Source organism: Aeromicrobium sp. Root236, assembly GCF_001428805.1.
Classification (GTDB): Bacteria; Actinomycetota; Actinomycetes; order Propionibacteriales; family Nocardioidaceae; genus Aeromicrobium.
In genome coordinates this window covers 3,141,091-3,164,437 of record NZ_LMIS01000001.1, presented here as the reverse complement: position 1 = coordinate 3,164,437, position 23,347 = coordinate 3,141,091, and the positions used below count along the sequence as shown (strand labels likewise).

Sequence of the window (23,347 nt, the reverse complement as noted above, 5' to 3'; positions counted from 1 at the left end):
TGGAGCCCTGGACCGAGTCCAAGGCCCCACGCGCTCGTCTCGGGTCAGCTGTGGCGGTTGATGAGGAAGTCGTTGACGGACTGGAGCTCCTCACTCGATAGAGCCCTATCAAAGACCACAACCTCGGCGATGTCGCCAGCAAACGGTGCGAAACGGTCCACCGCGCCGATCAATGTCGAGCGCGTCGGCTTCTTCGGCGAAGTCGTCGCCGCATTGCCGGATTGCGCCCCATCCACGTACATGCGCTCCTCGCCGGCGCTTCCCACGATTGTCTGCACCTGCACCTGACCCGCATTCTCGACCGGTCCGTAGGTGTTGAATCCCGAACCGCCGTGGATGGTGCCGTGCAGGCTCGTCTGCAACTTGTAGAAGCCGTAGCCGTCGAAACTGCTGTCCCCGTTGTAGAAGGGACCCCAGGCATCGGTGTCGACCGTCGAAACGACCGCCACGGTGTACTGCTGGCTGTCTGTCACCGGTTCGCCAGTCTCCAACAGCCTGGATGCGCCGTTGAACTCCAACGCACCACGGGAGCCGTCCCCGGCTGCGTCGAGCAGAGGTCGAGCATTCTCGGTGGCCTGGGCAGCGTCGTGACCTGAGCCCGAGGAGTCAGACCAGACTGCGACGCGATCCCCATCACCGGCAGTGACCGACCCGCGGTCCAGCCACAACACGAGGCCAGGCAGATCTAGGGCCTCCGGCCGAGCAGGTACGGGCTTGGTTTCCGCAGCGATCGTTGCCTCGGCACTGGTGTTGTCTGCGGCATCCATCGCGACGACCTTCACGTCGAAGCTGGCATCCGCTTCCAAGCCGGGGACGGCAACACTCGTCTTGTTCGTCGTGATCGGCTCATGTCCCCCAACCGTAACTTCGTACTTCTCCACGCCCACGAGATCCTCTGACGGCGACCACTCGAGCACGATCGACGACGTTCCAGCACCGGCAACCCTGAGGTTGCTCGGAGCAGTGGGCGGAGTGGTGTCCGACTCGCTGGCTTCGGGAACGTCAAACGTGATCGTCCGATCCTTCGAGAGGTTGCCGGCGGCGTCCCGGGCGCGGACTGAGATGTCGATCGACTTACCTGCAGTGAGCCGACCCAAGGTCACGCCCGGGTGCTCCGTTGCGTAGGACACCACGCCGTTCACCGAGACCTCATAACCGGTGGTCCCGAGGTTATCCGTCGAAGTGTCCCAGTCCAGGGTGGCTCGCGAACTCGTGCTTGCGACAACCTGCAGACCCGAAACCTTCGCAGGCGCCTCATTGTCGGCGGAGTCGGGCCGCGCAACGAGAGCCCTCCACGGCGACGAGAACTTGCTGACCGATCCGGGCGTCAGCCCGGCACTCTTCATGATCGAGGCTGGCAGTGCCTGGCAGGGCAAACCGCTCGAGTTTTCATCAATGTCCACGACTGACGGCTCTGTGCCGGGAATCTTGTATTCATCAACGTCAGCGAAGTTGTGAAGGATGACGTTGCGGAAGCTGGCGTGCACGTTCAACCAGCTTTCCCCGGTGCGGCACGTGACGTTGCGGTTCAGCCGCAGGCCGCTCGAGCCCTCATCCAAGTAGATCCCAAAGTAGTTCGGGTTCTTCAAATCAGTGATGTAGTTGTCGCTGACCACGCTGCCTCCGGCGTTGCCCAGGGTGTAGATCCCAGCGCCGTCCGCCAACTCGCGCATGTAGTCGGAGATGCGGTTCCAGCGGACAGAGTTGCCAGTGTTGTTCGAAGGTGAGTCGTAGACGGGTACGTCACCGTTGCCGTCATAGTTCGGATTTCCGCCTTCATCGAACAGCCCCCAGCCCCATCCAAACGAGATCCCGGAGTACGGAAGGGACTTGAGGTCATTGTGCTCAATACGCGAGTCAGAAATGTAGCCGGCCCAGATCCCGACCCCGTCGCGATAGTGCGCTCCGGCCGTCCTGATGATGTTGTTCGTCACGGCGAGGTCTTGCGTCTCATCTCCGCTCACAGCAGGGTGGTGGTCCTTCTCCGTGATCCCGCCAAGCTGGATGGCGCTAAGCCCGATGTCCGTGAACCCGTTGCCCGAAACATTCGCGTCCTGCACACCGGTTTCAAGATTCAGTCCAGCCGACCCGATGTTTCGCATCAGGTTTCGAGAGAAGTCCACGTTCTTCGCATAACGGAAGGAAACAGCCGCGGGTGATTGCACCCATTTGGTACGCGCAGACGCCCAACCGCTGTTCTCGCCCATGACACGGAATCCGGACTGAGCGGGCGTGTAACCCTCAGCAGAGCTCGGGCTGTTCCAGGTCGTCTCGCGAAAATTGATGCCATAGAAATTGAGATTCTCCACCGGCTTGTCTGCCGTTCCCTTGACGACTACAAGCTGCTCAGCGACGGGCACCGTGACCTTCGCAGTCTTCATGCTCTGTCCCGGGAGCGGCTTGTAGTAGAGGTATCCGCTCGGCTTGCTGTAGTACCACTCCCCTGCGGAGTCGAGAAGTTCATAGGCGTTCTCGAACCAAGCAACGTTCTGCATACCCAGTCCCGAGTGCAAGTTCGCGTTCTTCCAGCAGGGCTGCTTGAAAGTCATCTGCGTCCCCGTGATGTTCGCGACCGGGCACCGCAGCTCCTTCCAGTAGATGCGGGCCACCGCCTCCATCGCAGACGTGTCCTTCCAGGCGCTCATCGTCGAGTCTGGAAGTGAGTAACCATCGGCCGTGGAAACGACGCCCGCTGGGTTCATCGGCCCACGCGCCCGAACTGCCCGGCGCCCGTCGACATACAGGTCACGGAATGCGGCGGCCCCCACTTTCGCCCGGTAGATCCTCTTCTTTGAATCCGACACTTTCCATCCGGAGACCAGACGACCTCCCGAGATGACAGGGGTCGCTCCGGATGCGGCGACGTAGGAGACCGAGTGCTTCCCTCGCCCGGAGTCAGCCGAGGAAAACTGCAGTGGCTTCGTGACTCGGTACGTCCCGCCGAGCAGCACGACCTGAACGTCGCGTCCGCTGATAGCCGCGTACACCCTCGCATGCGATTTGGCGGTCGACAGTTTGCAGGGGTGACTGCGGGTGCACGCCGACCCACTGCCAGAGGGCGAAGCCGTGATCACGACCGGTGCGCCGGTAGCTGTCGCACTCGACGCCGAAACTCCAGCCAACACTCCGATCGTAAGGAAGAGTGAGGTAAATGCGATGAGCAGGTGCTTCAAACGCCGAAACTGAATGGTCGGACCGGGCACGAGATTCCTCCTAGGGTGTTCCACTAGGTGTGATCGTAACGCCATTCAATGGAACCGTCTAGGGATCGGGCTCTGCTATCTCAACGCAGACCAGCAGTCTCTGCGGACACGTGGGTGGGCCCGGCAACTGCCACCTCCATCCACGCCCACCCCTTCTGGTCCGAACGTTTCGGACTAGGACTTCGGTTCACGATTGGTGACGACATCGTCAGCGTCGCCTCAGGCACGTTGGATGTGACACCGGGACTCACTCCGCAGCCATTCATTTCGTTTCACGAAGTTTCGACGGCGATGAACTGCCAACTAGGAGTACGCGCCATCCACGCGGCGAACCCCCTCCAGCGCCCAAAGTTGTTCGTCCAACATCCACACACCTCTTGCATTCTCGGTGGCCCCTTGCGTCCGTACGAAAGGCCTTAGGGGTCATGAGTACAGACAATGAGCGCGAAATGCGCGAGGAGAACCGCCGAAAGCTCGCAGGGGGAACATGCCCCCGATGCGGCAAAGAAGTGAAGCGAAAGCCGACTGGACGACCGCCGATCTGGTGCTCGCAGGCCTGCCGACGAGCCGCGTATGAGGAGCGCCGCGCGGCCACTCAAGGCGCGATCGCAGTCCAGGTAGTTGATCGCGTTGAAACACTCGAGCACCCAATCGGCACCTGCGTCGACCGCACGTTGGTGTCACCAGCTGGATGCCGGCGCGTGATCTACGAAATGGCTCGACTCGCTCGCGAAGGGATGTTGCAGTCAGATCCAAAATGGGACTCGACCCACAACGCCATACGCAATGGACTGATGGATGCCATCCATCTACCGATGATCCGAAGGCCGTAGCTCCTGATGGCATGCCGAGGCTGCTGCCGCCTGATTGTCACCGTGCGCAGAAGTTTGGCGGCTCCCGCCGCCCTCTATTCCTTCAGGGTGTCGCAGGAGCTGTTCAGATGGGTTTGATCCTGTCGCCAGCGTTTCTTGCTCCAAACGAGGAACGCTTGACCACAACGTCGATCAACTTGCGGACACCGTTGAAGTGGAGCCCGACCGCGTGCGTAAGGACATCGGCGACGGCGGTGCCAACCGCTGCCGGGCGATTGCCCCCAAACGTCAAATCTCTGTCTTCCGGCATCGTGGCGGTTGCGTCGAACATCTCGGATTGGAGCACCTCGAGGAGGGGCCCAGAGATGTAGCGCCAACTTTGGGGCGGCTCGAGGCCAAAGTGTCGCAGCGCGGGGAGTTGGATTCGCCTCTCCGCTTCGCGGGCATTCTCGAGAACAAGTGCAGTAGCTCGGTCGGATCCTGCGAAGTACTCGTCGAATGCCCGTCGAGCGATACCCGAACGGATCCCAAACTCATCCCAGATCTCCGCAGGTGAGGCTGTTCGAATTCCGGAGAGGTCAGCAGTCCCCATCACCGCCTTAACGGTCCCGGAGCCGTAGATGACCACCGCAGACGGAGTTCTCGTGGGAGATTTTCGCCTTAGCTCGACTGTCTTTTCGCCGGTCAGGATGCGCTCCGCATAGTGCGGTTTGATGGACATGAACAACCCATCCGCAGCACTCGCCACTACGGGATCATTGCGATCCGGCCGCTGCGCGGCACCCTGCTGCATGCCGCTCACTGTGGATCGCCTTCCCCATAGACCGCAAAAAAGTTCGAGGGCGAGATCACCCTTGGTGAGGGTAGTGGAGTGAGCCCTCCGCTCTGGTCGAGGGTTCGCAGGCGCGCCAGGCTGATTGGGCTATTGAAGATCTCGGTATCGCTGAACGTGAGCGCTGCGGCTACGCCGTCGCGCGCCGATTGATCGACGACTGTCCGGTCCAGAACGCCAAGTCGCTTGAACTTGCGATGCAGCGTACCTGGGTGGGCAATCTGGACGGCGTCGAGCCGGGACGCAGCGACCACCTCATTTTCGTTCCCGCTCACATACCAAAGGATGCGGCCTGGCGCAGACACAACCAGCGGTACGGGCGCCCGGTAGTAGACGTGTTGACGAGACAGTCCTAGGTCGGCGTCACGTCCAAATAGCATGGATCGATGGCCCAATAGCTCGGCGGCTGGTCCAGGCCGGATTGGGATAATAAAGCAAGGGATTTCAGCATCTACGATCTTCAACGGCCACGCGACTCGCTCGAAGTCGGCCGCGATTTGACGGCTTGGGATCTGCGCAGGAAGAGACCTCCCCAGGCCGTCTTGCTCGAGCCTCTGACGGGCACTCGCCCATGGAAGACAACCGTCAACCACAGCACAGCCGAGTTCGCCGCTCTCATTTCTCGCGAACCCGTTGTCATGAAGTACAGCCTCTGTGGCAGGCGTGATCGCATCATCGGTAATCACGATCCGAGTGGCGCCCCGCTCACGAGCTTCCTGCCTCGCCAGCAGAACCATCTGGTTGGCGATGGTCCGGGGAAGTTTTGGGTCCGTGGCTCGGATGAGTGAGAGGTCGAGCAATCCGTCGCGGCACGTGGCGAACAGGCCGCCACAGATCGCGCCATTCGGGTCGCGTAGGACCCGGCGAGAACCCTTGTGTCCTACTTCAGCGGCAGCGATTCGCGCCCGTCGTAGGAAGTCCCGTCGATTTTCTCCTCGCCCGTGATTGATCAAGACCTCGAGTTCCCGTTCCTCAGTTGAGGACGCCTGCGAGATTGTGTATCCAGTGTCGAGGAGTTCAGACGGACGATAGTTCGCGGAATCCCGCAGCTCATCCAGGTGGACGATGAAGTCTGCCGGCGATGAAACCCACATCGCGCCGATCAGATCGCTCTGTTCGGCAAACGCCGCAACAGCATTCTCATCTCTGGTGACAAAAGCGTCAGCTCCTCCAAGATGCGCCTCGGCCACAAGGCGAGCGTCGTTGAGCAGGCTGCGATCCTTCAGGCGGTCTGTCTCATCGATCGATTCAAGGAGGCTACTCGCTAGTTTGCTGACTTGCGAGACGTTTGTCTTCGCCGTTCGGTACGCGCCGGCGGCGCCGAGCAAGCGCTCTCGCGCCCGAGGCTCGCCTTCATTGTTCAGCTCAGCCTTTAGACCCGCGGTGACGATCAGTTCGATACTCTCGCCAAGCCAGTCGGCGAGCAGAGCTTGAGACTCGGCGCCTTCTGGTCGTCCATCTTGATGCAGGTCCCGGAAGACGTTGCTGTCGAGCGCAACGATCGTCACGTCGTCATCAACAGCCGCTTCGCTGAAGAGGTCTGGGTGGCCGTGATCTCGCCACCAAGCGGTAACTAGATGGCCAGCAGCGCTGCGGCCCGGGGCATTGGATCGAGGCTCGAAGCCAAGCTTTGGCCACACTCTTGCGGCCGGCCAGTCGCGACGGCATCGTACGGCGATTCCAGATCGGTCTGGGTACGCAGCAGACAGCGCCTCGACAAGTCCGAGGGCCACGCCCGTCCGGCGGGCCTCATCGGCAACGCACAGTTGTGCCAATCGAATGCGGTTCGCTGGCAGGTCGAAGAGCGCGTAGCCGACGAGCCGATCGTTGGCCGTCGCTACTAGGATCCGCTGACGCTCCGCATACTCGCGGAATGCCCCCCGCGGAATAAGCCCCAAGGTCTTCTTGTGCTTGTCGCCTAACTCGACGACCGAGGACACTAGAGCGTCGTCCGCAGCCTCAAGGATTCGAATCTCGAAGTCAGCGGGGCTTTCGGACATAGAGTCATGCTGCCAGCCGTGATTCGAAACCACGGGAGCGTAGACGGTCTCGCACCTAGAATTTCCGCATGGACGACCTGCTGAGCCTCGAGACGCGGGACCTGCTCAAGAAGTTCGGCGCAGGCAGTCACAAGCCTGGGTCTGGTTCGGCGGCCGCACTACTGGGACTGCTGGCGATCAAGCTCTGCCAAACTGTGGCGGCGCTAACCACGGGTAGACCCGGGTATGAAGAGGCAGCGCCCATCCTGGGCACACACGACTCTGAGTTGGCTGATATCGAGGGCTGGCTAGAGAAGGCGTTTCAAACGGACTCAGAGATCTTCGATGAGGTCATCACCCTGCGGCGTGAGCGTGACGACTCACCGCCCGATAGCGCCGCCCGAAGGCAGATCAATGACCGCCTTGCCAGAGCCTCCTGGCGTGCCACGGACCTACCATTGGACATGGTCGATCGTCTTCTGAGGGTCGGTGAGGTCGGCGTTCTTACCTTCCAGGTCGGCTTCCTTTCAGCACGTGGTGACTCAGCGCTGGCGGTACGTGCAGCTCAAGGCGCTGCGTCCGGAGCGATCGCGATCGTGAGATTGAACCTGCACACAACCCGAGACGTCGAGCGAACTCGTGCAGCCGCCGGACGATCTGATGCTCAGCAGCAAACACTTCAGGAGCAGATCGAGAGGTTCGACCGAGTCGAGATGTCGTTGCGTGCAGGAGTCGACAAACGTCTCAAAAACAGGGAATGAGGACTGGTCCGCCAATCGCACTCTGCAGGGCGTTCGTACTCGTGTCATTCCTCTTCTGGCTTCGGTGACCGGAGCAGCGGTGAGGTCCGTGATTGGATCATCCCGTGGATCCGTCCGAAGCAGCAGGGCCGGGAACTGGGCAAACCTCCAGCGACGTGCGCTGGCCGGCTGGCCCCCACTATTTTGACCTGACTGGCAGCGATGGTGGCGTCGCATGGATTCGATACCGGGTTTGGTCGGCAGATTGGCATACCCGAGCGCTAATTGAACTCGGCGGCCCTGAAGGCTCATTCGACCGGATGGTCGGAATTGAGATGGCCCTAGACGGTGCGTTGAATAGTCTCTCGAGCGCGTTTGACGCCGGCATTACTCTTCTCATCCGCGCCGTCGAGGAGGCTCGCGACGTCAGCGTCGATGACCGACTTCCAGTGTTTCGATACAGATGGGAGCGGTGTCGCGACATGCTTAAGCAGTCGGACATCGCGAACGACAGTGTGTGGCGCTTGATCCTCGAGATTGACGCTGCAATCGAAGGCGAGACCCATCTGGAACCAGCCGGGTGGCTAGCTCAACTGCGGCGCCTTAGGAACCGCGCCGCACACCAGGACAGTCTTTCGAGACACCACGAAGCAGGCAAGGTCACTGGCCTAGTGATCCAGGGGCAGCGGACGGACGCGTCTACCTATTTGGCGGGGATGTGCGACCGCCTTCACGACCTGACAGAACACATGATTCGGATCGCGATTTCCATCGGAGCGCACGAAACATCGAGCGTTTGGAACCGCGACCGCTGGAACCCCGCCGGCAACTGAGAGTGCGCTCCTCCCTTGCCTTGGGACCAGATGAGTGACCGTCGTGCTGCAAATCCGCGGCTCAAGACTGTCGAGAGCGGCGAAAGGAACGTTCCCCTCCCAACGTCCCCCCGAAAGTTCGACGTTCTCTGGCCCTACGACGCATGGAATCAGGCCTTAGGGGTTGTGCCCGTATTCCACAGGCACGGGCCATGCAACCGGTTCTCCACAGATGTCGTTCGAGTCGGAACGTTCCCCACCTCACCGGCTCAGACTGGAGGGTCGGATGGCTATCCACTATCGGGGTGGGAGGACGGACGAGTGCCATGACAGAGATTCAGCTGCTGACGCCGGCCCAGGTTGGGAAGATCCTCGGCGTCACGCCTTCAACGCTGTGCCGGTTGCGCCAGACCGGTAAGGGCCCGCGGTTCGTGTGGGTCACCGATCACACGCCGCGCTATCGCGAGGACGAGCTGCTCGCGTACATCGAGGAACGGGCTTCCTGATGCCTGTCCGAAAAGACCGCTCGGGTCGCTGGCGAGCGACGCTCAAGAACGGTCGCGAGTACGTCACCAGCAAGACGTTCGACACCAAGCGCGAAGCCGACGGATGGCTCAGTCGCGAGAAGGCGGCGCTGGCCGGCGGCACCGATCCGCGTGCCGGGGAGGTCCAGTGCCGTAAGGCGTTCGCCACCTACATGGAGTCGCGCCGGCACACGGTCGCGGTGAAGACCTACAAGGCCGACATGGAGATGGTGAAGCTGATGCCGCCCAACCTTGGCAACCTGCACGCCGGGCGCGTCACCGATCGCGAGGTCCAGCGCGTCCTGGATGCCTGGTCTCGCCGGTACGCGGAATCGTCGGTCAGGAGGTTCCGCGCCGTGTTGTCGGGCTTCTTCTCGTGGACCGTGCGCGAGCGACTGCGCATCGACAACCCGGTCGCTCGTACGAGCGTGGCGCACCAGCTGGTTCCGGCCCAGGGCATGCAGCCGTTCATCGAGCCGGAGCTGGTCGAGGTCCGCAGCGACATCGCCGCCCATGACGAGCACCTGGCCGATGTCGTCTGGCTGCTGGCCTGGACTGGCCTTCGGTGGTCTGAGGCACGCGAGTTGCGGGTCGCGGACTTCATCGAGGTGCCGATGCCGCGGCTGGTGGTCCGCCGATCCGCACCCGAGTCGGTCGAGGCCAAGTCGACCAAGAGCGGTCGGACGCGCCACATCCCGTTGTCCGAGGAGCTGCTACCGCTGGTGCGCAGCATGGCGAAGGACAAGGGTGCCGACGACCTGCTGCTCACCTCCTCCAGCGGCGGGCGGCTTCACGCGGCCGGGTTCAAACGGTCCATCCGCTGGGCCACGACCGGACGAGGCCGGCGGCTGCACGACCTGCGGCACACCGCGGCCTGCCTCTGGCTGGCCTCCGGGGTGTCGATCTCGACCGTCCAAGCATGGCTCGGGCACTCGTCCCTGCAGACGACGCAGATCTACGTGCACTACCTCGGCGACAGCGCCGATCGGGCCGATCTGGAGGTCCTCAACCGGCGGGGGAGCGCCGGGGGTGCGCGGCCCAATTCATCGAACCCGAATTTTCCCTGAGCCTCCGACAGGATTCGAACCCGCGACATCCTCATTACAAGTGAGGCGCTCTACCAACTGAGCTACAGAGGCGTACGGGCCGAAGCCCGGGGACCATCGTAGCGAGTCAGAGGCGTGGTGGTTTCGAGGCTCCGGCCGCAGGCGGCCTGCGCACCTCAACCACCGGGAGGCGTCAGACCTGGCCGTCGCGGCAGCGCTTGAGGAACTCGGGATCGACCTGGTCCTCCACCGGCAGCTCCGGCATCTCCAGCTTCGTACCGTTGCCGACCTTGATGAACGTCTTGAGATCCTTCAGGCCGTGCTCGCGGTCGCTGTCGGGCACGAGCTGGTCGTCGAGGGCGAGGGCGCAGTCGCTGGCGCCGAACTCCTGCCACCCGCCGCCGATGCCGAAGTCGTCGGTCGTGTCCTTGTACGCCGTCAGGCTGTGCACGCGCAGCACGCCGATGACGCGGCTCGGTCCGTTGCCGATGCGCACCTCGTACGCCGCACGTGTCTGCAGCTCGAGGCGTACGAACCGCTCGTTGGCCTGGTCCTTCTCGGTTGCGACACGCCACGCCGTGGTGATCATCGGCGAGCCGACCACCGTCACGTCGTCGCCGAACACGTTCGCCACAGCCAGGTGAGGCGAGATCTGGCCCCGGAGCTGCTGCTCGAACGTTCCGGCGGTCTCCTTGGGCAGCACCGTCCGGACGTCGCTGAGCGGGTCGCCGCTGTGCCACCCGCCGTCGTCGACCGTGCTCAGCCGGGCCCACTTCTCGAGCACCGTCGCCATGCGGCCGAGGGTCTTGTCGTCGAAGCCGGCGGGAGCCGAAGGCACCTTGGGCACGACCAGCCGTCCTTGTGCGGTCGGCCAGTCGAGTCCGAGTGACGCCAGCGTCACTGGCCGACTGCTGGTCGCGGTCGGCGTCGGCTCGGGGTCCGACGAGCCGGAGCTGCACCCCGACACCACGATCGCCACAGCCAGGAGGAGTGGGGTGAGCCTGCGCATCGGTCCAGTATCCGTGACCGATTCGTGCACCAGCCGTGCGACATACTGACGAGGTGCCACAAACGTCCAGCCCGTACGCCCGACTGCTCGCCGCGACACAGGACCTGGACACCCCGTTCGCGGTGATCGACGAACCGGCGCTGTGGGCCAACGCCGACGACCTGGTACGCCGGGCGGGCGGCGTGCCGATCCGCGTGGCCAGCAAGTCCGTACGCGTGAGGTCGATCCTCGAGGGGACGCTGGCGCGCGAGGGCTTCGCCGGTGTCATGTCCTACTCGCTCGCGGAGTCCAACTGGCTCGTCGACAACGGCATCGACGACATCCTGCTGGCCTATCCAACGACGAGCCGCGGCTCGCTCGACTACCTCGTCGCCGACGAGCGCCGCCGTGCGCAGATCACGGTGATGGTCGACAGCACCGAGTCGCTCGACCACATCGACAGCCTGCTCGGGGCAGGCCACCCGCCGATCCGGGTGTGCATCGACGTCGACTCCTCGCTCAAGGTCGGGCCGGTGCACCTCGGCGTACGCCGCTCCCCCGTGCACACCGCCGAGCAGGCCGGCGCGCTCGCGGCGGCCATCGCCGCTCGTCCGGGCTTCGACCTCGTCGGCGTAATGTTCTACGACGCGCAGATCGCCGGGCTGCCCGACTCCTCGCCGGCCGTACGCCTGGTCAAGAAGCGTTCCGCCGCCGACCTGCTGGAGCGGCGGTCCAAGGTCGTCGACGCAGTCGCGCAGCACGCCGAGCTCCAGATCGTCAACGCCGGCGGCACCGGCAGCCTCGAGGTCACCGGTCAGGACCCGGCGATCACCGAGCTCACGGCCGGCTCCGGCCTGTTCGCGCCGACGCTGTTCGACGGCTACGACGCGTTCGAGGCGCGACCCGCGGCGTACTTCGTGCTCTCGGTCGTACGCAAGCCGGCTCCCGACATCGCGACGCTGTTCGCCGGCGGATACATCGCCTCGGGGCCGACCAACAAGAACCGCCAGCCCACGCCGACCTGGCCTGAAGAGCTCAAGGCGATCGGCACCGAGGGCGCCGGCGAGGTGCAAACACCAGTCAAGGGCACGGCTGCCCGCGACCTGAACATCGGCGACCGGGTGGTCATGCGCTACGCCAAGGCCGGCGAGATGTGCGAGCGCTTCAACGAGGTCGCGCTGGTCGCCGCCGACGGTGTGGTCACCCGTGTGCCGACCTATCGCGGAGAGGGCAAGAACTTCGGATGACGACCTGGACCAACTGGAGTCGCAGCGTTGAGACGCATCCCGTACGGGTCGAGCACCCCGCCTCGACCGCCGACGTCCAGCGGATCGTCCGCGAGGCCGGCGGCCTCAAGGTCAAGGCCGTCGGCGCCAGCCACTCGTTCACGCCGATCGCCGCCACCGACGGCGTGCTCCTGCGGCTCGACCGGATGAACCGCATCGTCGCGCACGACTCGGCGACGAGCCGCGTGCGCGTGCAGGCCGGCATCTCGCTGCACGACCTCAACCCGCAGCTCAAGGCACGCGGACTCGCGCTGCCCAACCTCGGCGACGTCGACCCACAGTCCGTCGCCGGCGCCGTCTCGACCGGCACCCACGGCACGGGTGGCAAGCTGTTCGGCATCTCGGCCGCGGTCGTCGCCGTGCAGCTCGTGACCGCCGACGGTGACGTGCTCGAGATCGACGAGAGTCACCCGTGGTTCGGCGCCGCCCGGGTCACGCTCGGCGCGCTGGGCATCGTGACCGAGGTGACGCTGCAGTGCGTGCCCGCGTTCCTGCTGCACGCCCGCGAGGAGCCGATGGCGCTGCCGGACGTGCTCGACCAGGTCGACGCGCTCGTCGACGACAACGACCACTTCGAGTTCTATTGGTTCCCGCACACCGAGAAGGCGCTGACCAAGCGCAACAACCGCGTGGCCGAGGGCACCGAGCGCCGACCCGTCGGCCGGTTCAGGCACTGGCTCGACGACGAGTTCCTGAGCAACACGGTGTTCGAGGGGCTCAACCGCGTCGTCGCCCGCAAGCGTTCGTGGATCCCGCGGGTCAACTCCGTCGCCGCCTCGGTGCTCAGTGCCAGGGAGTACGTCGACGACTCGTTCAACGTGTTCGTGTCGTCGCGGACCGTACGCTTCCGGGAGTCCGAGTTCGCGATGCCGCGAGAGGCGCTGCCGTTGGTGCTCGCCGAGCTCAAGGCGTGGTTCGGCGCCGGACACGAGAACATCTCGTTCCCCATCGAGGTACGTTTCACCGCCGCCGACGACGTGTGGCTCTCGACCGGCCACGAGCGCGACAACTGCTACGTCGCGGTGCACCAGTACTGGCGCAGCGACTACCAGGCGTACTTCGCCGCCGCCCAGGACATCTTCACGGCGCACGAGGGCCGCCCGCACTGGGGCAAGCTCCACACGCTCGACGCCTCGTACTTCGCCGAGCGCTACGCCCGGTTCGGCGACTTCGTCGGCGTACGGGACGAGCTCGACCCGCACCGCACCTTCACCAACGACTACCTCGACCAAGTCCTGGGCTGAGTCGCCGAGATGTGGATTCCGGTGCACCACGAAGGCTCACTTCGTGGTGCAACTGCATCCGAATCTCGCGGACCCGTCACGCACCTTTGATCACCAGGACGTCGGTGAACAACCACACCGTGACCCACAAGGCGAGGCCCAGCAGGACCGCCCCGGCGAGGGCCAGCGCCACCATCGCGACCAGCCCTCGCCTGCGCACCTTGTCCATCGCGACCACCCCCGACGGCCACGATACGACTGAGGCGACCGCGATGTGGCGGGTGAACCACCACGGAGCCTGGACCCGAGGTGGATCCGAGGCCAAATCTCGGCGCGTCGCGGCGCGCTCCGTCAGACCCCGGCCAGCTCCCGGGCGTGGAACTGGTTGGCGGGCTTCTCGAGGCCGTAGTGCTCCCGCAGCGTGCTGCCTGTGTAGTCCTCGCGGAACAGCCCGCGTGAGCGCAGGATCGGCAGCACGTGCTCGATGAACGCCTCGAGGCCTGACGGCAACGCCGGGCCCATGACGTTGAACCCGTCCGCCGCACCGTTCTCGAACCACGTCGTGATCGTGTCGGCAACCTGCTCGGGCGTCCCGGCGACGGTGTGGTGACCGCGACCACTGCCGAGCTTCGACAGCACCTGGCGGACCGTGAGGTCCTCCCGCGTCGCGAGCTCGACGATCAGGTCGGCGCGACTCTGGAAGCCCTCAACCGTCGGCCGGTCGACCACCGACCGCGGCAGCCGTTCGTCGAGCGCCAACGACTCGGCCGGCACCTCGAGGATCGTCGACAGCTGCAGCAGGCCGTACTCGGGGACCCGCAGGTCGTCCAGCTGCTGCGCGAGCTGCTGGGCCTCCGCCTCGGTCGAGCCGATGACCGGCACGATCCCCGGAAGCACCTTGATCCCGTCAGGATCACGGCCGATCCTGCGGGCCCGGTCCTTGATGTCGGCGTAGAAGTCCTGCGCCCGCTCGATCGTCTGGTGCGCCGTGAAGATCGCCTCCGCGTACGCCGCGGCGAACTGCTTCCCGTCGTCGGACGACCCGGCCTGCACCAGCAGCGGGTAGCCCTGAGGGGGACGCCGTACGTTCAAGGCACCCTCCACGCGGAAGTACTGCCCGTGGTGCTTGATCGGGTGGATCCGCGAGGGATCGGCGAACCGGCCGGCCGCCTTGTCGCCGACGCGCGCCTCCTCCTCCCAGCTGTCCCAGAGCTTGAGCGCGACGTCGAGGAACTCCGCCGCCCTCTCGTACCGCGCCCCGTGACCCAGGGTGAAGTCGAGGCCGAAGTTGTCGGCCTCGCGCTGGGTCGCGGAGGTCACGATGTTCCAGCCAGCTCGACCGCCGCTGACGTGGTCGACCGAAGCCAACCGACGCGCGAGGTTGTAGGGCGAGTTGTACGTCGTGGAGACCGTCGCGATGAGCCCGATCCGGCTCGTCGCGCCCGCCAACGCGGTCAGCAGCGTCAGTGGCTCGAGCTGTCCCGGAGGACGGAACTCCCCCGAGCCCTGCAGCGCGGGACCGTCAGCGAGGAACAGCGAGTCGAACTTCGCGTCCTCCGCGAGCTTCGCCAGGCGTACCCAGTGCTGCAGGTCGAAGTCCGCGTCCACGTTGCTCTCCGGCAGCCGCCAGGCCGCCTCGTGGTGGCCGGCCTCCATGAGGAACGCGTTGAGGTGCAGCTGACGCGCGCTCATGAGACACCGAACCCGGCGGGCAGGACGTTGTCGATGACCTTGTTCACGTCGACCTTCGACGTGATCTCACCGGCGTCGTAGAAGTTGTCGGCCAGCTTCTGCTCACCCTTGGCCTGCGCCGGGGTCACCGCGCTGATCGTGAAGCTCCACGCCGCGATGTTGCTCTTGATGACCTTGGGGTCGAGCCCGGTCTCCTTGACCAGCGCCTCGACGTGCTTGTCGGGGTTCTTGTGCGCATAGGCGTACGCCTTGGCGAGCCGCTTCAGCACATCAGCGAGCGCCTTGCGCTTGACCGGGTCGTCGAGCGTCTTCTTGGAGCCGACGTAGAACTGGCTGCCGTAGTCGAGCGGCGGCACGCCCTTGGCGATGACCCGCGCACCCTGCGAGACCGCGAGCGACGACTGCGGGTCCCAGATCGCCCACGCGTCGACCTTGCCCGACGCGAACGCGGTCTGCCCGTCGGCCGGCGGCAGGAAGACGAACTTCACGTCCTTGGGCGTCAGGCCGACGCTCTGGATCGCGTTGAGCGCCAGGCCGTGTGCCGAGCTGCCCTGCGGGATCGCGATGCGCTTGCCCTTGAGGTCGGCGAGCGTCTTGATGGGCGAACCCTTCGGCACGATGATGTTCTCCAGCGCGCGGTTGGGGTCCGTCGGCGTCTGGATCGCGATGATCCGGAACCCCAGCGTCTTGGCCGCACCCGTGATGGGCGGCACCGCGCCGACACTGCCGAGGTCGATGTCACCCGACGCGGCGGCCTGCACCAGCGGTGGTCCGTAGTCGAACTTGGCGAACTTGATCTTGTACGACGCAGAGTCGAACGCGCCCGACTCGTCGGCGAGCTCGACGATGCCGTCGCTCTGCTGGCCGATCGTGAACGTGTACTTCTTCCACTCGGGGTTGACCTTCTTGGCGGTCGACGAGTCGGCGGCCCCACCGCACGCGGTCAGCGTGCTCGCAAGCGCGAGCGCACCGAGGGCGGCGGCGATCTTGGGCAGGGTGCGGTTCATGGTGGAGCTCCTTGAGGGGGTTTTGCGGAAGGGAGGTGGGTGGATCAGTGGACGGCGGCGAGGCCGAGGTCGCCCAGCAGCGAGGCCCGGAGGTCCTCGCGTGCGGTGCCGACGTCGCGCTCGTCCTCGTCGAGCCGGACGTCGTACGAGCTGCCGATCCGGCCGTCGCTCATCACGAGGATCCGGTCGGCGAGCGCGATGGCCTCGTCGACGTCATGCGTGACGAGCAGCATCGCGGCGTTGTGCCGGTGACGCAGCTCGCGCACGAGGTCGTGCATGCGCAGCCGGGTGATCGCGTCGAGCGCGGCGAACGGCTCGTCGAGCAGCACCAGGTCGGGGTCGGCGACCAGTGCGCGAGCCAGCGAGACCCGCTGCGCCTCTCCGCCTGACAGCGTCTTGGGCCAGGCGCGGGCCCGGTCCTTGAGCCCGACCTCGTCGAGGACTGCGAGGGCCCGCTCGTCGGCGCCGGCCTCGTACAGGCCGATCGTGACGTTGCGCAGCACGCGCTGCCACGGCAGCAGTCGGTCGTTCTGGAACACGATCGCCCGGGCCTTGGGCACGCTGACCGTGCCGGCGTCGGGCCGGTCGAGACCGCCCAGCAGCCGGAGCAGCGTGCTCTTGCCGCACCCGGACGGGCCCAGCAGCACGACGAACTCGGACTCGCCGATCGTCAGGCTCAGGTCGTCGAGGACGACCCGGTCGCCGAAGCGCCGGCCGACCTTGCGTACGTCGACGGACGCGGTGGTCCTGGTGCTCATTGCGCCTCATAACTCGGGCGCCACTGGAGCAGCACCCGCTCGAGAATGCGGACGAACTGATCGGCCAGAAGGCCGAGGACCGCGTAGATCACGAGTCCCAGGTAGACCTGATCCGTGCGCAGGTAGGTCTGCGCGCGGTTGATGAGGTAGCCAATGCCGGCGTTGGCGTTGACCGTCTCCGCGGCGACGAGACCCAGGACGCTGTACGCCAGCGAGAACCGCAGGCCGACGAGGAATCCCGGCAGCGCGCCGGGCAGCAGCACCCGCGTGATGAGCCGCGCTCGTCCCACCCCCGCCGCTCGCGCCATCTCGATCAGCCGCTGGTCGACACCGCGGATCGCGGCGAACAGGTTGAGGTACATCGGCAGCCCGGCGCCGAACGAGATCAGCAGCACCTTGGTCAGCTCGTCGATGCCGAACCAGACGATCATCAGCGGCAGCACCGCGAGCAGCGGGATCGTGTGCACGATCTGCACGACGCCGTTGAACAGGTACTCCCCCGATCGCAGCAGGCCGGCGATGATGCCGGTCGTGATGCCGATCGTGAGGCCGATCGCCAGCCCGATCCCGACGCGTCGCAGCGACGTGGTGAGGTCGGTGCCGAGCTCGCCGATCTTCCACAGGTCGACACCGGCCTGCACGATCGCCGTCGGAGCCGGAGCGATCTTCTCGGGCAGCCAGCCGAGCTCGCTGGTGACCTGCCAGAGCACGAGGATCGCGACGGGCGTCGTGTAGATCCCGAGCGGCCAGCTCACGCGGCGCCGCAGGCGGGTGAGCCGGCTGCCCTCGCGTCCGGCCGGTGCCGTGAACGTCTCGGTCGTCCGCTCGCGCGGCGCAGCGACCTCACGGCGGGGCGTACGTGCGCGGGCCGGCGCGAAGCCGGTGCTCATGCGGCCCGGCTCTCGGCGACGGCGGAGTAGTGGCTCGAGTCGCCCGTGATGACGTACGACTGCGTGCCGCTGATCGACACCGGCACGTCACCGGCGACCGTGATGCGCTCGAGGCGCCGCGGCTGGTCGTCGTAGTTGTCGATCGCGTAGTGCTGCGTGATCCGGTTGTCGAAGATCAGCAGCTGGCCCGGCGACCACGACCAGCGCAGGATGTTCTCGGGCCGCGTGACGTACGCCTGCAGGAGGCGCAGGATGTCGCGCGACTCGGTGTTGGACAGCCCGACGAGCCGGCGCACGAAGCCGCCGATGAACAGCCCGCGCTCCTCCGTCTCCGGGTGCACGCGGACCACCGGGTGCGCCGTCTCGAACACCGTCGAGGTGAACGTGTCGTTGTACGCCTTCTGGTGCTCCGTCAGCGTCTCGGGCGGCACGGCGTAGTCGTAGTCGTTCGAGTGCACTGCCCAGAGCCCGTCGGCGAGCTCGCGCAGCGCCGGCGGCAGGTCACGGTACGCGCCGGCCGCGTCGGCGATCAGGGTCTCCCCGCCGTACGGCGGCACCGTGATGCTGCGCAGCGTCGAGATCGCCGGCGGGTTGATCACGAACGTGACGTCGGTGTGCCACTGATTGGCCTTGCTCTGGGTGCTGTCGACCGCGAGCACCGCGGCGCTGCCCTCGGCAGGCGGCACCGTCGGGTGCGCGGCGGTGAGGTCACCGAAGTAGCCGGCGACGCGCTCCTGGCCCTGCTGGTCGAGGTCGGCGCCGTCGAACACGACGGCCTTGTGGGTGTTGAGCGCCTGGCGGATCGCCGCGACGGTCTCGGCGTCGAGCGGGGCGGATAGGTCGACGCCGGTGATCTCGGCGCCGATGCGGCTGGTGAGCTTGCGTACGGAGATGGTCATGCGGGTTCCTTCGATGGACGTGCGGGCGTACGGGACGGGCGAGGCGCTGGTCAGCGACAGGTCGCGCTGTGGGTCCGCATGAGGTCGACCGCGAGGCGGGCGACGAGCCGGGTCATCGAGTTCATGCCGATGACGCTAGGGCCGCGAAAGCGCAGGTCAGGAGCCGTTTCGAGGCTTGGACCGTCCCATCCGACGGGTCAGATCTGTGCTATCCCGCGCGCTGCGCGCGAAGCACATCTCGTCCGCATCCGACGTCGGGTCTCAGGATCTGAGCCGGGTCGAGGGCGGGTGACCGAGAGCCCAGACTCGGAACCACATGCTCTCGGGAGAGGACCGACGAATGACCGTCACGAGTGACGTGCGGCTGGAACAAGGCTTGCGGGCCACGATGGGCAATCTCGTTGCCGGCCTCAACGTGGTCACCACCTCGGCCGGCGGTGCGCCGCACGGCACGACCGTCAGCGGGGTGATGTCGCTGTCGATGAACCCGCCCATGGTGCTCGTCTCGCTCGGCGTACGTTCACGGCTGCTCGCGCGGCTTGCCGAGGGCGCCCGCTTCGGCATCAACATCCTGGCCGCCGACCAGGACCAGGTCGCGTTGCGGTTCTCCGGCTCGACTCCGGACCGCTTCGCCGACGTGCCGTGGTTCGAGGACCACGGTGCACCGCGGATCGTCGACGCCCACGGCTGGGTCGCCGCGGATGTAGAGGCGCTCGTCCCAGGGGGCGATCACGTGATCGTGCTCGGCCGCGTCATCGACGCCGTGCCGTCAGCCGGTGCTCCGCTGTCGTACCACCAGCGAACCTTCGGCACCCACCACGCGTTCTGAATCAACCAGGTGGTTGAGGTGCGAAGGCCGTCCGCGGCCGGAGCCTCGAAACCACCGGTGGTTTCGAGACGCCCTCGTTCCTCGGGCTCCTCAACCACCGGTGAAGGTCAGCCGCGGACCTGGGCGATCGCGTAGAGCGCGATGCCGGCCGCGACGCCCGCGTTGAGGCTCTCGAGTCCGGTCGACATCGGGATCGAGACGATCTCGTCGCACGTCTCGCCGACGAGGCGGGACAGGCCCTTGCCCTCGCTGCCGATGACCACGACGACCGGGCCGTCGATCATCTGCGACTGTGCGATGTCGACCGTGCCGTCGGCGGCAAGGCCGATGACCATGCAGCCCGACTCCTGGAAGTCCTTGAGCGTGCGGGTCAGGTTTGTGACCCGTGCCACGGGCACGCGAGCCGCGGCGCCGGCCGAGGTCTTCCACGCCGCAGCGGTGATCTGCGCGGCGCGGCGCTCGGGGATGACGACCCCGTGCGCGCCGAAGCCCGAGGCGGACCTGATGATCGCGCCGAGGTTGCGGGGATCGGTGACGCCGTCCAGCATCACGATCAATGCCGGCTCGTCACGCTCCGCGGCGAGGTCGAGCAGGTCCTGCGGGTTGGCGTACTCGTACGCGTTGAGCTTCGCGGCGATGCCCTGATGCACGGCACCGCCGGTGAGCTTGTCGAGCTCGATGCGGCCGATCTCGAGCAGGCTGACGTGCTGCTCGGCGGCGAGCTTGAAGATCTCGCGGACCTTCTCGTCGCGGTCGGTGCCCTCGGCGACGTAGAGCGCGTGCACCGGCACGGTCGCCTTGAGCAGCTCGAGCACGGAGTTGCGCCCGGCGACCCACTCGGCGGCATCGCCCTGCTTGCGCTTGGGGCGCGCCTGCTCGCGCTTCTGCGCGGCGTTCTTCATCTTGTAGAGCTTGTGGTTGGGGCGGTCCTCCGCGCGCGGGGTCGGGCCCTTGCCCTCGAGGCCCTGGCGGCGGCGGCCACCTGACCCGGCAGTGGGGTTGCCCTTGCCGGTCTTCTTGATCGCGCCTCTGCGCTTGCTGTTGCCTGGCATGTCTAGTTGTCGCCCTTCACGGACCATCTCGCGCCCTGCGGAGTGTCCTCGATCTCGATGCCGGCGGCCGTGAGCTGGTCACGTACTCGGTCCGCCGTGGCGAAGTCCTTGGTGGCTCGCGCCTCCTGGCGCTGCTCCAGCAGGCCGCCCACGAGGGAGTCGATCACCTGCGCGTACGCCGCATCGTCACCTCCACGGTCCCACGTCGGGGACAGTGGGTCCAAACCGAGCACGTCGAGCATCGCCCGTACGCTCGCCAGCACGCCTCGCAACGCGTCACCGGCGCCCTCGGCCAGCAGCTTGTTGCCCTCGCCGATCGTGGCCTGCAACGTCGCAAGAGCGGCCGGCACCGACAGGTCGTCGTCCATCGCCTCAGCGAACGTAGCCGAGACGTCACCGAGCTCCCCGGGGCCGACGAGCTCGGCCGCACGGCGTACGAACCCCTCGATCCGCTGGAACGCCGTCGCGGCCTCGGCCAGCGACTCCTCGGAGAACTCGACGATCGACCGGTAGTGCGACGCGGCGAGGTAGTAGCGCAGGTCGATCGGGCGTACGCGCTTGACGACCTCGCTGACCAGCAGCGTGTTGCCGACGGACTTGGACATCTTGGACCCGGCGAGGTTGAGCATCGCGTTGTGCATCCAGAGCCGGGCGAACTGCTGCCCCGCCGCACGCGACTGCGCGAGCTCGTTCTCGTGGTGCGGGAAGCGCAGGTCGAGGCCGCCGCCGTGGATGTCGAACTCGTCGCCGAGGAACTTCGACGCCATCGCGGAGCACTCGAGGTGCCAGCCCGGACGGCCGCGGCCCCAGGGCGTCGGCCACGAGGCGGACTCGGGGTCACCGGCCTTGTGGCCCTTCCAGAGCGCGAAGTCGCGGGCGTCGCGCTTGCCCTCCGGCGGAGCGTCCTCGGCGGCCTGCATGTCGTCGATCTTCTGGTTGGACAGCTCGCCGTACGACGGCCACGAACGTACGTCGAAGTAGACGTCGCCGGAGCCGTCCTCCGCCGCGTACGCGTGACCGCGCTCGATCAGCGTCTGCATCATCTCGATCATCTCGGGCACGACACCGGTCGCCCGCGGCTCGTACGTCGGCGGGATGCAGCCGAGCACCTCGTACGCGGCGTGCAGCGCACGCTCGTTCTCGTACGCCACGGCGAACCACGGCCGGCCCTGCTCGGCGCCCTTGACCAGGATCTTGTCGTCGATGTCGGTGACGTTGGCGACGATCGTGACCTCGAAGCCCGAGCGCTCGAGCCAGCGCCGCAGGACGTCGAACACGACCTCCTTGCGGATGTGGCCGATGTGCGGCGGGCCCTGCACCGTGAGCCCACAGTGGTAGATCGAGACTCGTCCCGGCTTGACCGGGACGAGGGGCTGGATCTGCCGGGACGCAGTGTCATAGAGCTGGAATGCCACGGGCCAACCTTATCGGCTCGGCCGGCATCCTCCGGACGCTCACCGGAGCGGGGCGCGAGTCACATCAGCCCCCCACGACCCACAGGTCACCTACCATGGGTCGATGCGCCACCTTCCCCATCTTGTCGCCGCCACCGTGCTCGGGCTCGCCGTGATACCGGTGGTCCCGGCCGCCGCAGCGACCGACACCGCCGCATACGCCCGCTGGGACACCACGACCGACTTCACCAAGGGCACGTCGGTCGGCCTCGCCGCCAAGCCCAGCGCCATGACGCTCGGCTCGGGCACGTCCGTCATCACGTACGACGACCCGCGAGTCAGCGGTGGAGCGCTGCACTACGACCGTGGCTACTGGACGTCGCCGTGGCAGACCACGGGCTTCGCCGCCAAGAGCCTGATCCCGTCGTGGAGCATCGACACGCCCGTCGGCACGTGGGCCAAGGTCGAGGTGCGGGTCCGCAGCGGCTCGACGATCGGCAGCTGGGACGTGATCGCTCGTCATGCGTCAGCGACGTCCTACATCAAGCGCGCCTCGAGCTCGAGCCAGACCGACGACCTCGCACGGCTCTCGACCGACACCGTGATCGCCAACACCGGCAAGACGTTCAGCGGCTGGCAGGTGCGGGTCCAGCTGATGCGCCACGTCAAGACCAAGGCGAGCCCGACCCTGAAGTCGGTCGGCGCGGTCGCCGCCAGCTACACCTCGCGCTCCGCCGCGGTCAGCAGCACCACGATGACCGCGACCAAGGAGCTCGCCGTGCCCCGGTCGTCGCAGATGATCCACCGGGGGGAGTACCCGCAGTGGGGCGGAGGCGGCGAGGCCTGGTGCTCCCCCACCTCGACCTCGATGGTGCTGCGCTACTTCGGCACCGGCCCGACAGCCGCTGACTACAAGTGGGGCCGCTACGCCGACGGCTTCGTCGACTATGCCGCCCGCGACACGTTCGACTATGCGTACGACGGCACCGGCAACTGGCCGTTCAACACCGCGTACGCCTCTCGCTACGGCCTCGACTCGTTCGTCACAAGGCTGCACAACCTCCGCGACGCCGAGGCGTTCATCAAGGCCGGCATCCCGCTCGTCGCCTCGATCGCGTTCGACAGGGGCGGCCTCGACGGCGCCCCGATCTCGTCGACCCCCGGGCACCTGCTGGTGATCCGCGGCTTCACCGCCGGCGGCCGGGTCATCGTCAACGACCCCGCTGCGGCGAGCAACTCCACCGTGCGGCGCATCTATTCACGGGCCCAGTTCGAGCGCGCGTGGCTCAAGGGCAGCGGCGGCGTCGTCTACGTCATGCACCCCACGACCCGCCCCCTGCCGCCCGACACTCCCCGCTGGTAGGTGCCGGTTTCGAGCGGT

20 protein-coding genes and 1 tRNA gene are annotated in these 23,347 nt (G+C 66.2%); 8 read left to right on the top strand and 13 right to left on the bottom strand.

The genetic code is table 11. The annotated features are described in order from the left end of the window. Positions 1 to 44: 44 nt before the first annotated feature. The 3 genes from ASE12_RS15855 to ASE12_RS19850 all read right to left on the bottom strand — a co-directional run bounded on the left by ASE12_RS15855 (position 45) and on the right by ASE12_RS19850 (position 6,847). Complete coding sequence (locus ASE12_RS15855; RefSeq protein ID WP_082582326.1) at positions 45 to 3,248, bottom strand: LamG-like jellyroll fold domain-containing protein; 3,204 nt, start codon at positions 3,246 to 3,248, stop codon at positions 45 to 47. Positions 3,249 to 4,139: 891 nt separating this feature from the next. Continuing rightward, positions 4,140 to 4,808: an ASCH domain-containing protein gene (locus ASE12_RS15850; RefSeq protein ID WP_369797253.1), complete on the bottom strand. Its 669-nt coding sequence runs from the start codon at positions 4,806 to 4,808 to the stop codon at positions 4,140 to 4,142. Positions 4,809 to 4,813: 5 nt separating this feature from the next. Continuing rightward, positions 4,814 to 6,847: a GNAT family N-acetyltransferase gene (locus ASE12_RS19850; RefSeq protein WP_082582325.1), complete on the bottom strand. Its 2,034-nt coding sequence runs from the start codon at positions 6,845 to 6,847 to the stop codon at positions 4,814 to 4,816. A 68-nt stretch (positions 6,848 to 6,915) separates the two neighbouring features. Here ASE12_RS19850 and ASE12_RS15845 point away from each other — a divergent pair, with 68 nt between their 5' ends. From ASE12_RS15845 to ASE12_RS15830, 4 genes are all read left to right on the top strand, one after another. Next, complete coding sequence (locus tag ASE12_RS15845) at positions 6,916 to 7,587, top strand: cyclodeaminase/cyclohydrolase family protein (RefSeq protein WP_056402726.1); 672 nt, start codon at positions 6,916 to 6,918, stop codon at positions 7,585 to 7,587. Positions 7,588 to 7,691: 104 nt separating this feature from the next. Beyond that, a complete protein-coding gene (locus ASE12_RS15840; RefSeq protein ID WP_157412986.1) occupies positions 7,692 to 8,399 on the top strand; it encodes a hypothetical protein in 708 nt (235 codons plus the stop codon). Between the two features lie 305 nt (positions 8,400 to 8,704). Continuing rightward, positions 8,705 to 8,884 (top strand): AlpA family transcriptional regulator, encoded by a 180-nt coding sequence (locus tag ASE12_RS15835; protein WP_056211580.1) that lies wholly within the window; start codon positions 8,705 to 8,707, stop codon positions 8,882 to 8,884. Beyond that, the gene (locus ASE12_RS15830) at positions 8,884 to 9,969 is read left to right on the top strand and encodes a site-specific integrase (RefSeq protein WP_056402720.1); all 1,086 of its coding nucleotides are present in this window, start codon (positions 8,884 to 8,886) and stop codon (positions 9,967 to 9,969) included. Before ASE12_RS15835 ends, ASE12_RS15830 begins: the two co-directional genes overlap by 1 nt. On the opposite strand, the gene ASE12_RS15825 is transcribed toward ASE12_RS15830, so the two are convergent. Both ASE12_RS15825 and ASE12_RS15820 read right to left on the bottom strand, forming a co-directional pair. Further along, positions 9,969 to 10,041, bottom strand: a tRNA-Thr gene (locus tag ASE12_RS15825). The genes ASE12_RS15830 and ASE12_RS15825 overlap by 1 nt on opposite strands. Positions 10,042 to 10,141: 100 nt before the next feature. Then, positions 10,142 to 10,957, bottom strand: coding sequence for a hypothetical protein (locus ASE12_RS15820; RefSeq protein ID WP_157412984.1), 816 nt, complete (start codon positions 10,955 to 10,957; stop codon positions 10,142 to 10,144). Positions 10,958 to 11,010: 53 nt separating this feature from the next. On the opposite strand from ASE12_RS15820, the gene ASE12_RS15815 reads away from it, so the two are divergent. Further along, a complete protein-coding gene (locus ASE12_RS15815) occupies positions 11,011 to 12,183 on the top strand; it encodes an amino acid deaminase/aldolase (RefSeq protein WP_200955038.1) in 1,173 nt (390 codons plus the stop codon). Next, positions 12,180 to 13,466: a D-arabinono-1,4-lactone oxidase gene (locus tag ASE12_RS15810; protein ID WP_056402709.1), complete on the top strand. Its 1,287-nt coding sequence runs from the start codon at positions 12,180 to 12,182 to the stop codon at positions 13,464 to 13,466. The genes ASE12_RS15815 and ASE12_RS15810 overlap by 4 nt, the downstream gene beginning before the upstream one ends. A gap of 76 nt (positions 13,467 to 13,542) precedes the next feature. On the opposite strand, the gene ASE12_RS20680 is transcribed toward ASE12_RS15810, so the two are convergent. The 6 genes from ASE12_RS20680 to ASE12_RS15785 all read right to left on the bottom strand — a co-directional run bounded on the left by ASE12_RS20680 (position 13,543) and on the right by ASE12_RS15785 (position 18,691). Then, a complete protein-coding gene (locus ASE12_RS20680) occupies positions 13,543 to 13,674 on the bottom strand; it encodes a hypothetical protein (protein WP_255355469.1) in 132 nt (43 codons plus the stop codon). A gap of 122 nt (positions 13,675 to 13,796) precedes the next feature. Then, a complete protein-coding gene (locus ASE12_RS15805; protein WP_056402705.1) occupies positions 13,797 to 15,137 on the bottom strand; it encodes an LLM class flavin-dependent oxidoreductase in 1,341 nt (446 codons plus the stop codon). Further along, positions 15,134 to 16,144 carry an aliphatic sulfonate ABC transporter substrate-binding protein gene (locus ASE12_RS15800; protein ID WP_056402701.1) on the bottom strand — a complete coding sequence of 337 codons (1,011 nt, stop codon included), beginning with the start codon at positions 16,142 to 16,144 and terminating at the stop codon, positions 15,134 to 15,136. Before ASE12_RS15800 ends, ASE12_RS15805 begins: the two co-directional genes overlap by 4 nt. A gap of 44 nt (positions 16,145 to 16,188) precedes the next feature. Then, positions 16,189 to 16,902: an ABC transporter ATP-binding protein gene (locus ASE12_RS15795; RefSeq protein ID WP_056402698.1), complete on the bottom strand. Its 714-nt coding sequence runs from the start codon at positions 16,900 to 16,902 to the stop codon at positions 16,189 to 16,191. Further along, positions 16,899 to 17,792, bottom strand: coding sequence for an ABC transporter permease (locus ASE12_RS15790; RefSeq protein WP_082582324.1), 894 nt, complete (start codon positions 17,790 to 17,792; stop codon positions 16,899 to 16,901). Before ASE12_RS15790 ends, ASE12_RS15795 begins: the two co-directional genes overlap by 4 nt. Next, the gene (locus ASE12_RS15785; RefSeq protein ID WP_056402695.1) at positions 17,789 to 18,691 is read right to left on the bottom strand and encodes a TauD/TfdA family dioxygenase; all 903 of its coding nucleotides are present in this window, start codon (positions 18,689 to 18,691) and stop codon (positions 17,789 to 17,791) included. Before ASE12_RS15785 ends, ASE12_RS15790 begins: the two co-directional genes overlap by 4 nt. 340 nt (positions 18,692 to 19,031) lie before the next feature. On the opposite strand from ASE12_RS15785, the gene ASE12_RS15780 reads away from it, so the two are divergent. Beyond that, entirely contained in the window at positions 19,032 to 19,520 is a 489-nt protein-coding gene (locus tag ASE12_RS15780; protein WP_082582323.1) for a flavin reductase family protein, read from the top strand. 107 nt (positions 19,521 to 19,627) lie between these two features. Here ASE12_RS15780 and rlmB read toward each other — a convergent pair whose 3' ends face one another. Further along, positions 19,628 to 20,572, bottom strand: a complete 945-nt coding sequence (rlmB, locus tag ASE12_RS15775) for a 23S rRNA (guanosine(2251)-2'-O)-methyltransferase RlmB (protein ID WP_056402692.1) — start codon at positions 20,570 to 20,572, stop codon at positions 19,628 to 19,630. A 2-nt stretch (positions 20,573 to 20,574) separates the two neighbouring features. Next, positions 20,575 to 21,987, bottom strand: a complete 1,413-nt coding sequence (cysS, locus tag ASE12_RS15770; protein WP_056402688.1) for a cysteine--tRNA ligase — start codon at positions 21,985 to 21,987, stop codon at positions 20,575 to 20,577. A gap of 103 nt (positions 21,988 to 22,090) precedes the next feature. Here cysS and ASE12_RS15765 point away from each other — a divergent pair, with 103 nt between their 5' ends. Further along, positions 22,091 to 23,329, top strand: coding sequence for a peptidase C39 family protein (locus ASE12_RS15765; RefSeq protein ID WP_056402685.1), 1,239 nt, complete (start codon positions 22,091 to 22,093; stop codon positions 23,327 to 23,329). Positions 23,330 to 23,347: the final 18 nt, after the last annotated feature.

Excerpts from the sequence above, each read along its gene's own strand:
- ASE12_RS20680 (WP_255355469.1), bottom strand. The coding sequence starts at position 13,674 with ATGGACAAGGTGCGCAGGCGAGGGCTGGTCGCGATGGTGGCGCTGGCC.
- ASE12_RS15805 (WP_056402705.1), bottom strand. The coding sequence starts at position 15,137 with ATGAGCGCGCGTCAGCTGCACCTCAACGCGTTCCTCATGGAGGCCGGC.
- ASE12_RS15810 (WP_056402709.1), top strand. The coding sequence starts at position 12,180 with ATGACGACCTGGACCAACTGGAGTCGCAGCGTTGAGACGCATCCCGTA.
- ASE12_RS15820 (WP_157412984.1), bottom strand. The coding sequence starts at position 10,957 with ATGCGCAGGCTCACCCCACTCCTCCTGGCTGTGGCGATCGTGGTGTCG.
- ASE12_RS19850 (WP_082582325.1), bottom strand. The coding sequence starts at position 6,847 with ATGTCCGAAAGCCCCGCTGACTTCGAGATTCGAATCCTTGAGGCTGCG.
- ASE12_RS15765 (WP_056402685.1), top strand. The coding sequence starts at position 22,091 with ATGCGCCACCTTCCCCATCTTGTCGCCGCCACCGTGCTCGGGCTCGCC.
- ASE12_RS15835 (WP_056211580.1), top strand. The coding sequence starts at position 8,705 with ATGACAGAGATTCAGCTGCTGACGCCGGCCCAGGTTGGGAAGATCCTC.
- ASE12_RS15845 (WP_056402726.1), top strand. The coding sequence starts at position 6,916 with ATGGACGACCTGCTGAGCCTCGAGACGCGGGACCTGCTCAAGAAGTTC.
- ASE12_RS15800 (WP_056402701.1), bottom strand. The coding sequence starts at position 16,144 with ATGAACCGCACCCTGCCCAAGATCGCCGCCGCCCTCGGTGCGCTCGCG.
- rlmB (WP_056402692.1), bottom strand. The coding sequence starts at position 20,572 with ATGCCAGGCAACAGCAAGCGCAGAGGCGCGATCAAGAAGACCGGCAAG.
- ASE12_RS15855 (WP_082582326.1), bottom strand. The coding sequence starts at position 3,248 with ATGGCGTTACGATCACACCTAGTGGAACACCCTAGGAGGAATCTCGTG.
- ASE12_RS15850 (WP_369797253.1), bottom strand. The coding sequence starts at position 4,808 with ATGCAGCAGGGTGCCGCGCAGCGGCCGGATCGCAATGATCCCGTAGTG.
- ASE12_RS15830 (WP_056402720.1), top strand. The coding sequence starts at position 8,884 with ATGCCTGTCCGAAAAGACCGCTCGGGTCGCTGGCGAGCGACGCTCAAG.
- ASE12_RS15785 (WP_056402695.1), bottom strand. The coding sequence starts at position 18,691 with ATGACCATCTCCGTACGCAAGCTCACCAGCCGCATCGGCGCCGAGATC.
- ASE12_RS15780 (WP_082582323.1), top strand. The coding sequence starts at position 19,032 with ATGACCGTCACGAGTGACGTGCGGCTGGAACAAGGCTTGCGGGCCACG.
- ASE12_RS15795 (WP_056402698.1), bottom strand. The coding sequence starts at position 16,902 with ATGAGCACCAGGACCACCGCGTCCGTCGACGTACGCAAGGTCGGCCGG.
- ASE12_RS15790 (WP_082582324.1), bottom strand. The coding sequence starts at position 17,792 with ATGAGCACCGGCTTCGCGCCGGCCCGCGCACGTACGCCCCGCCGTGAG.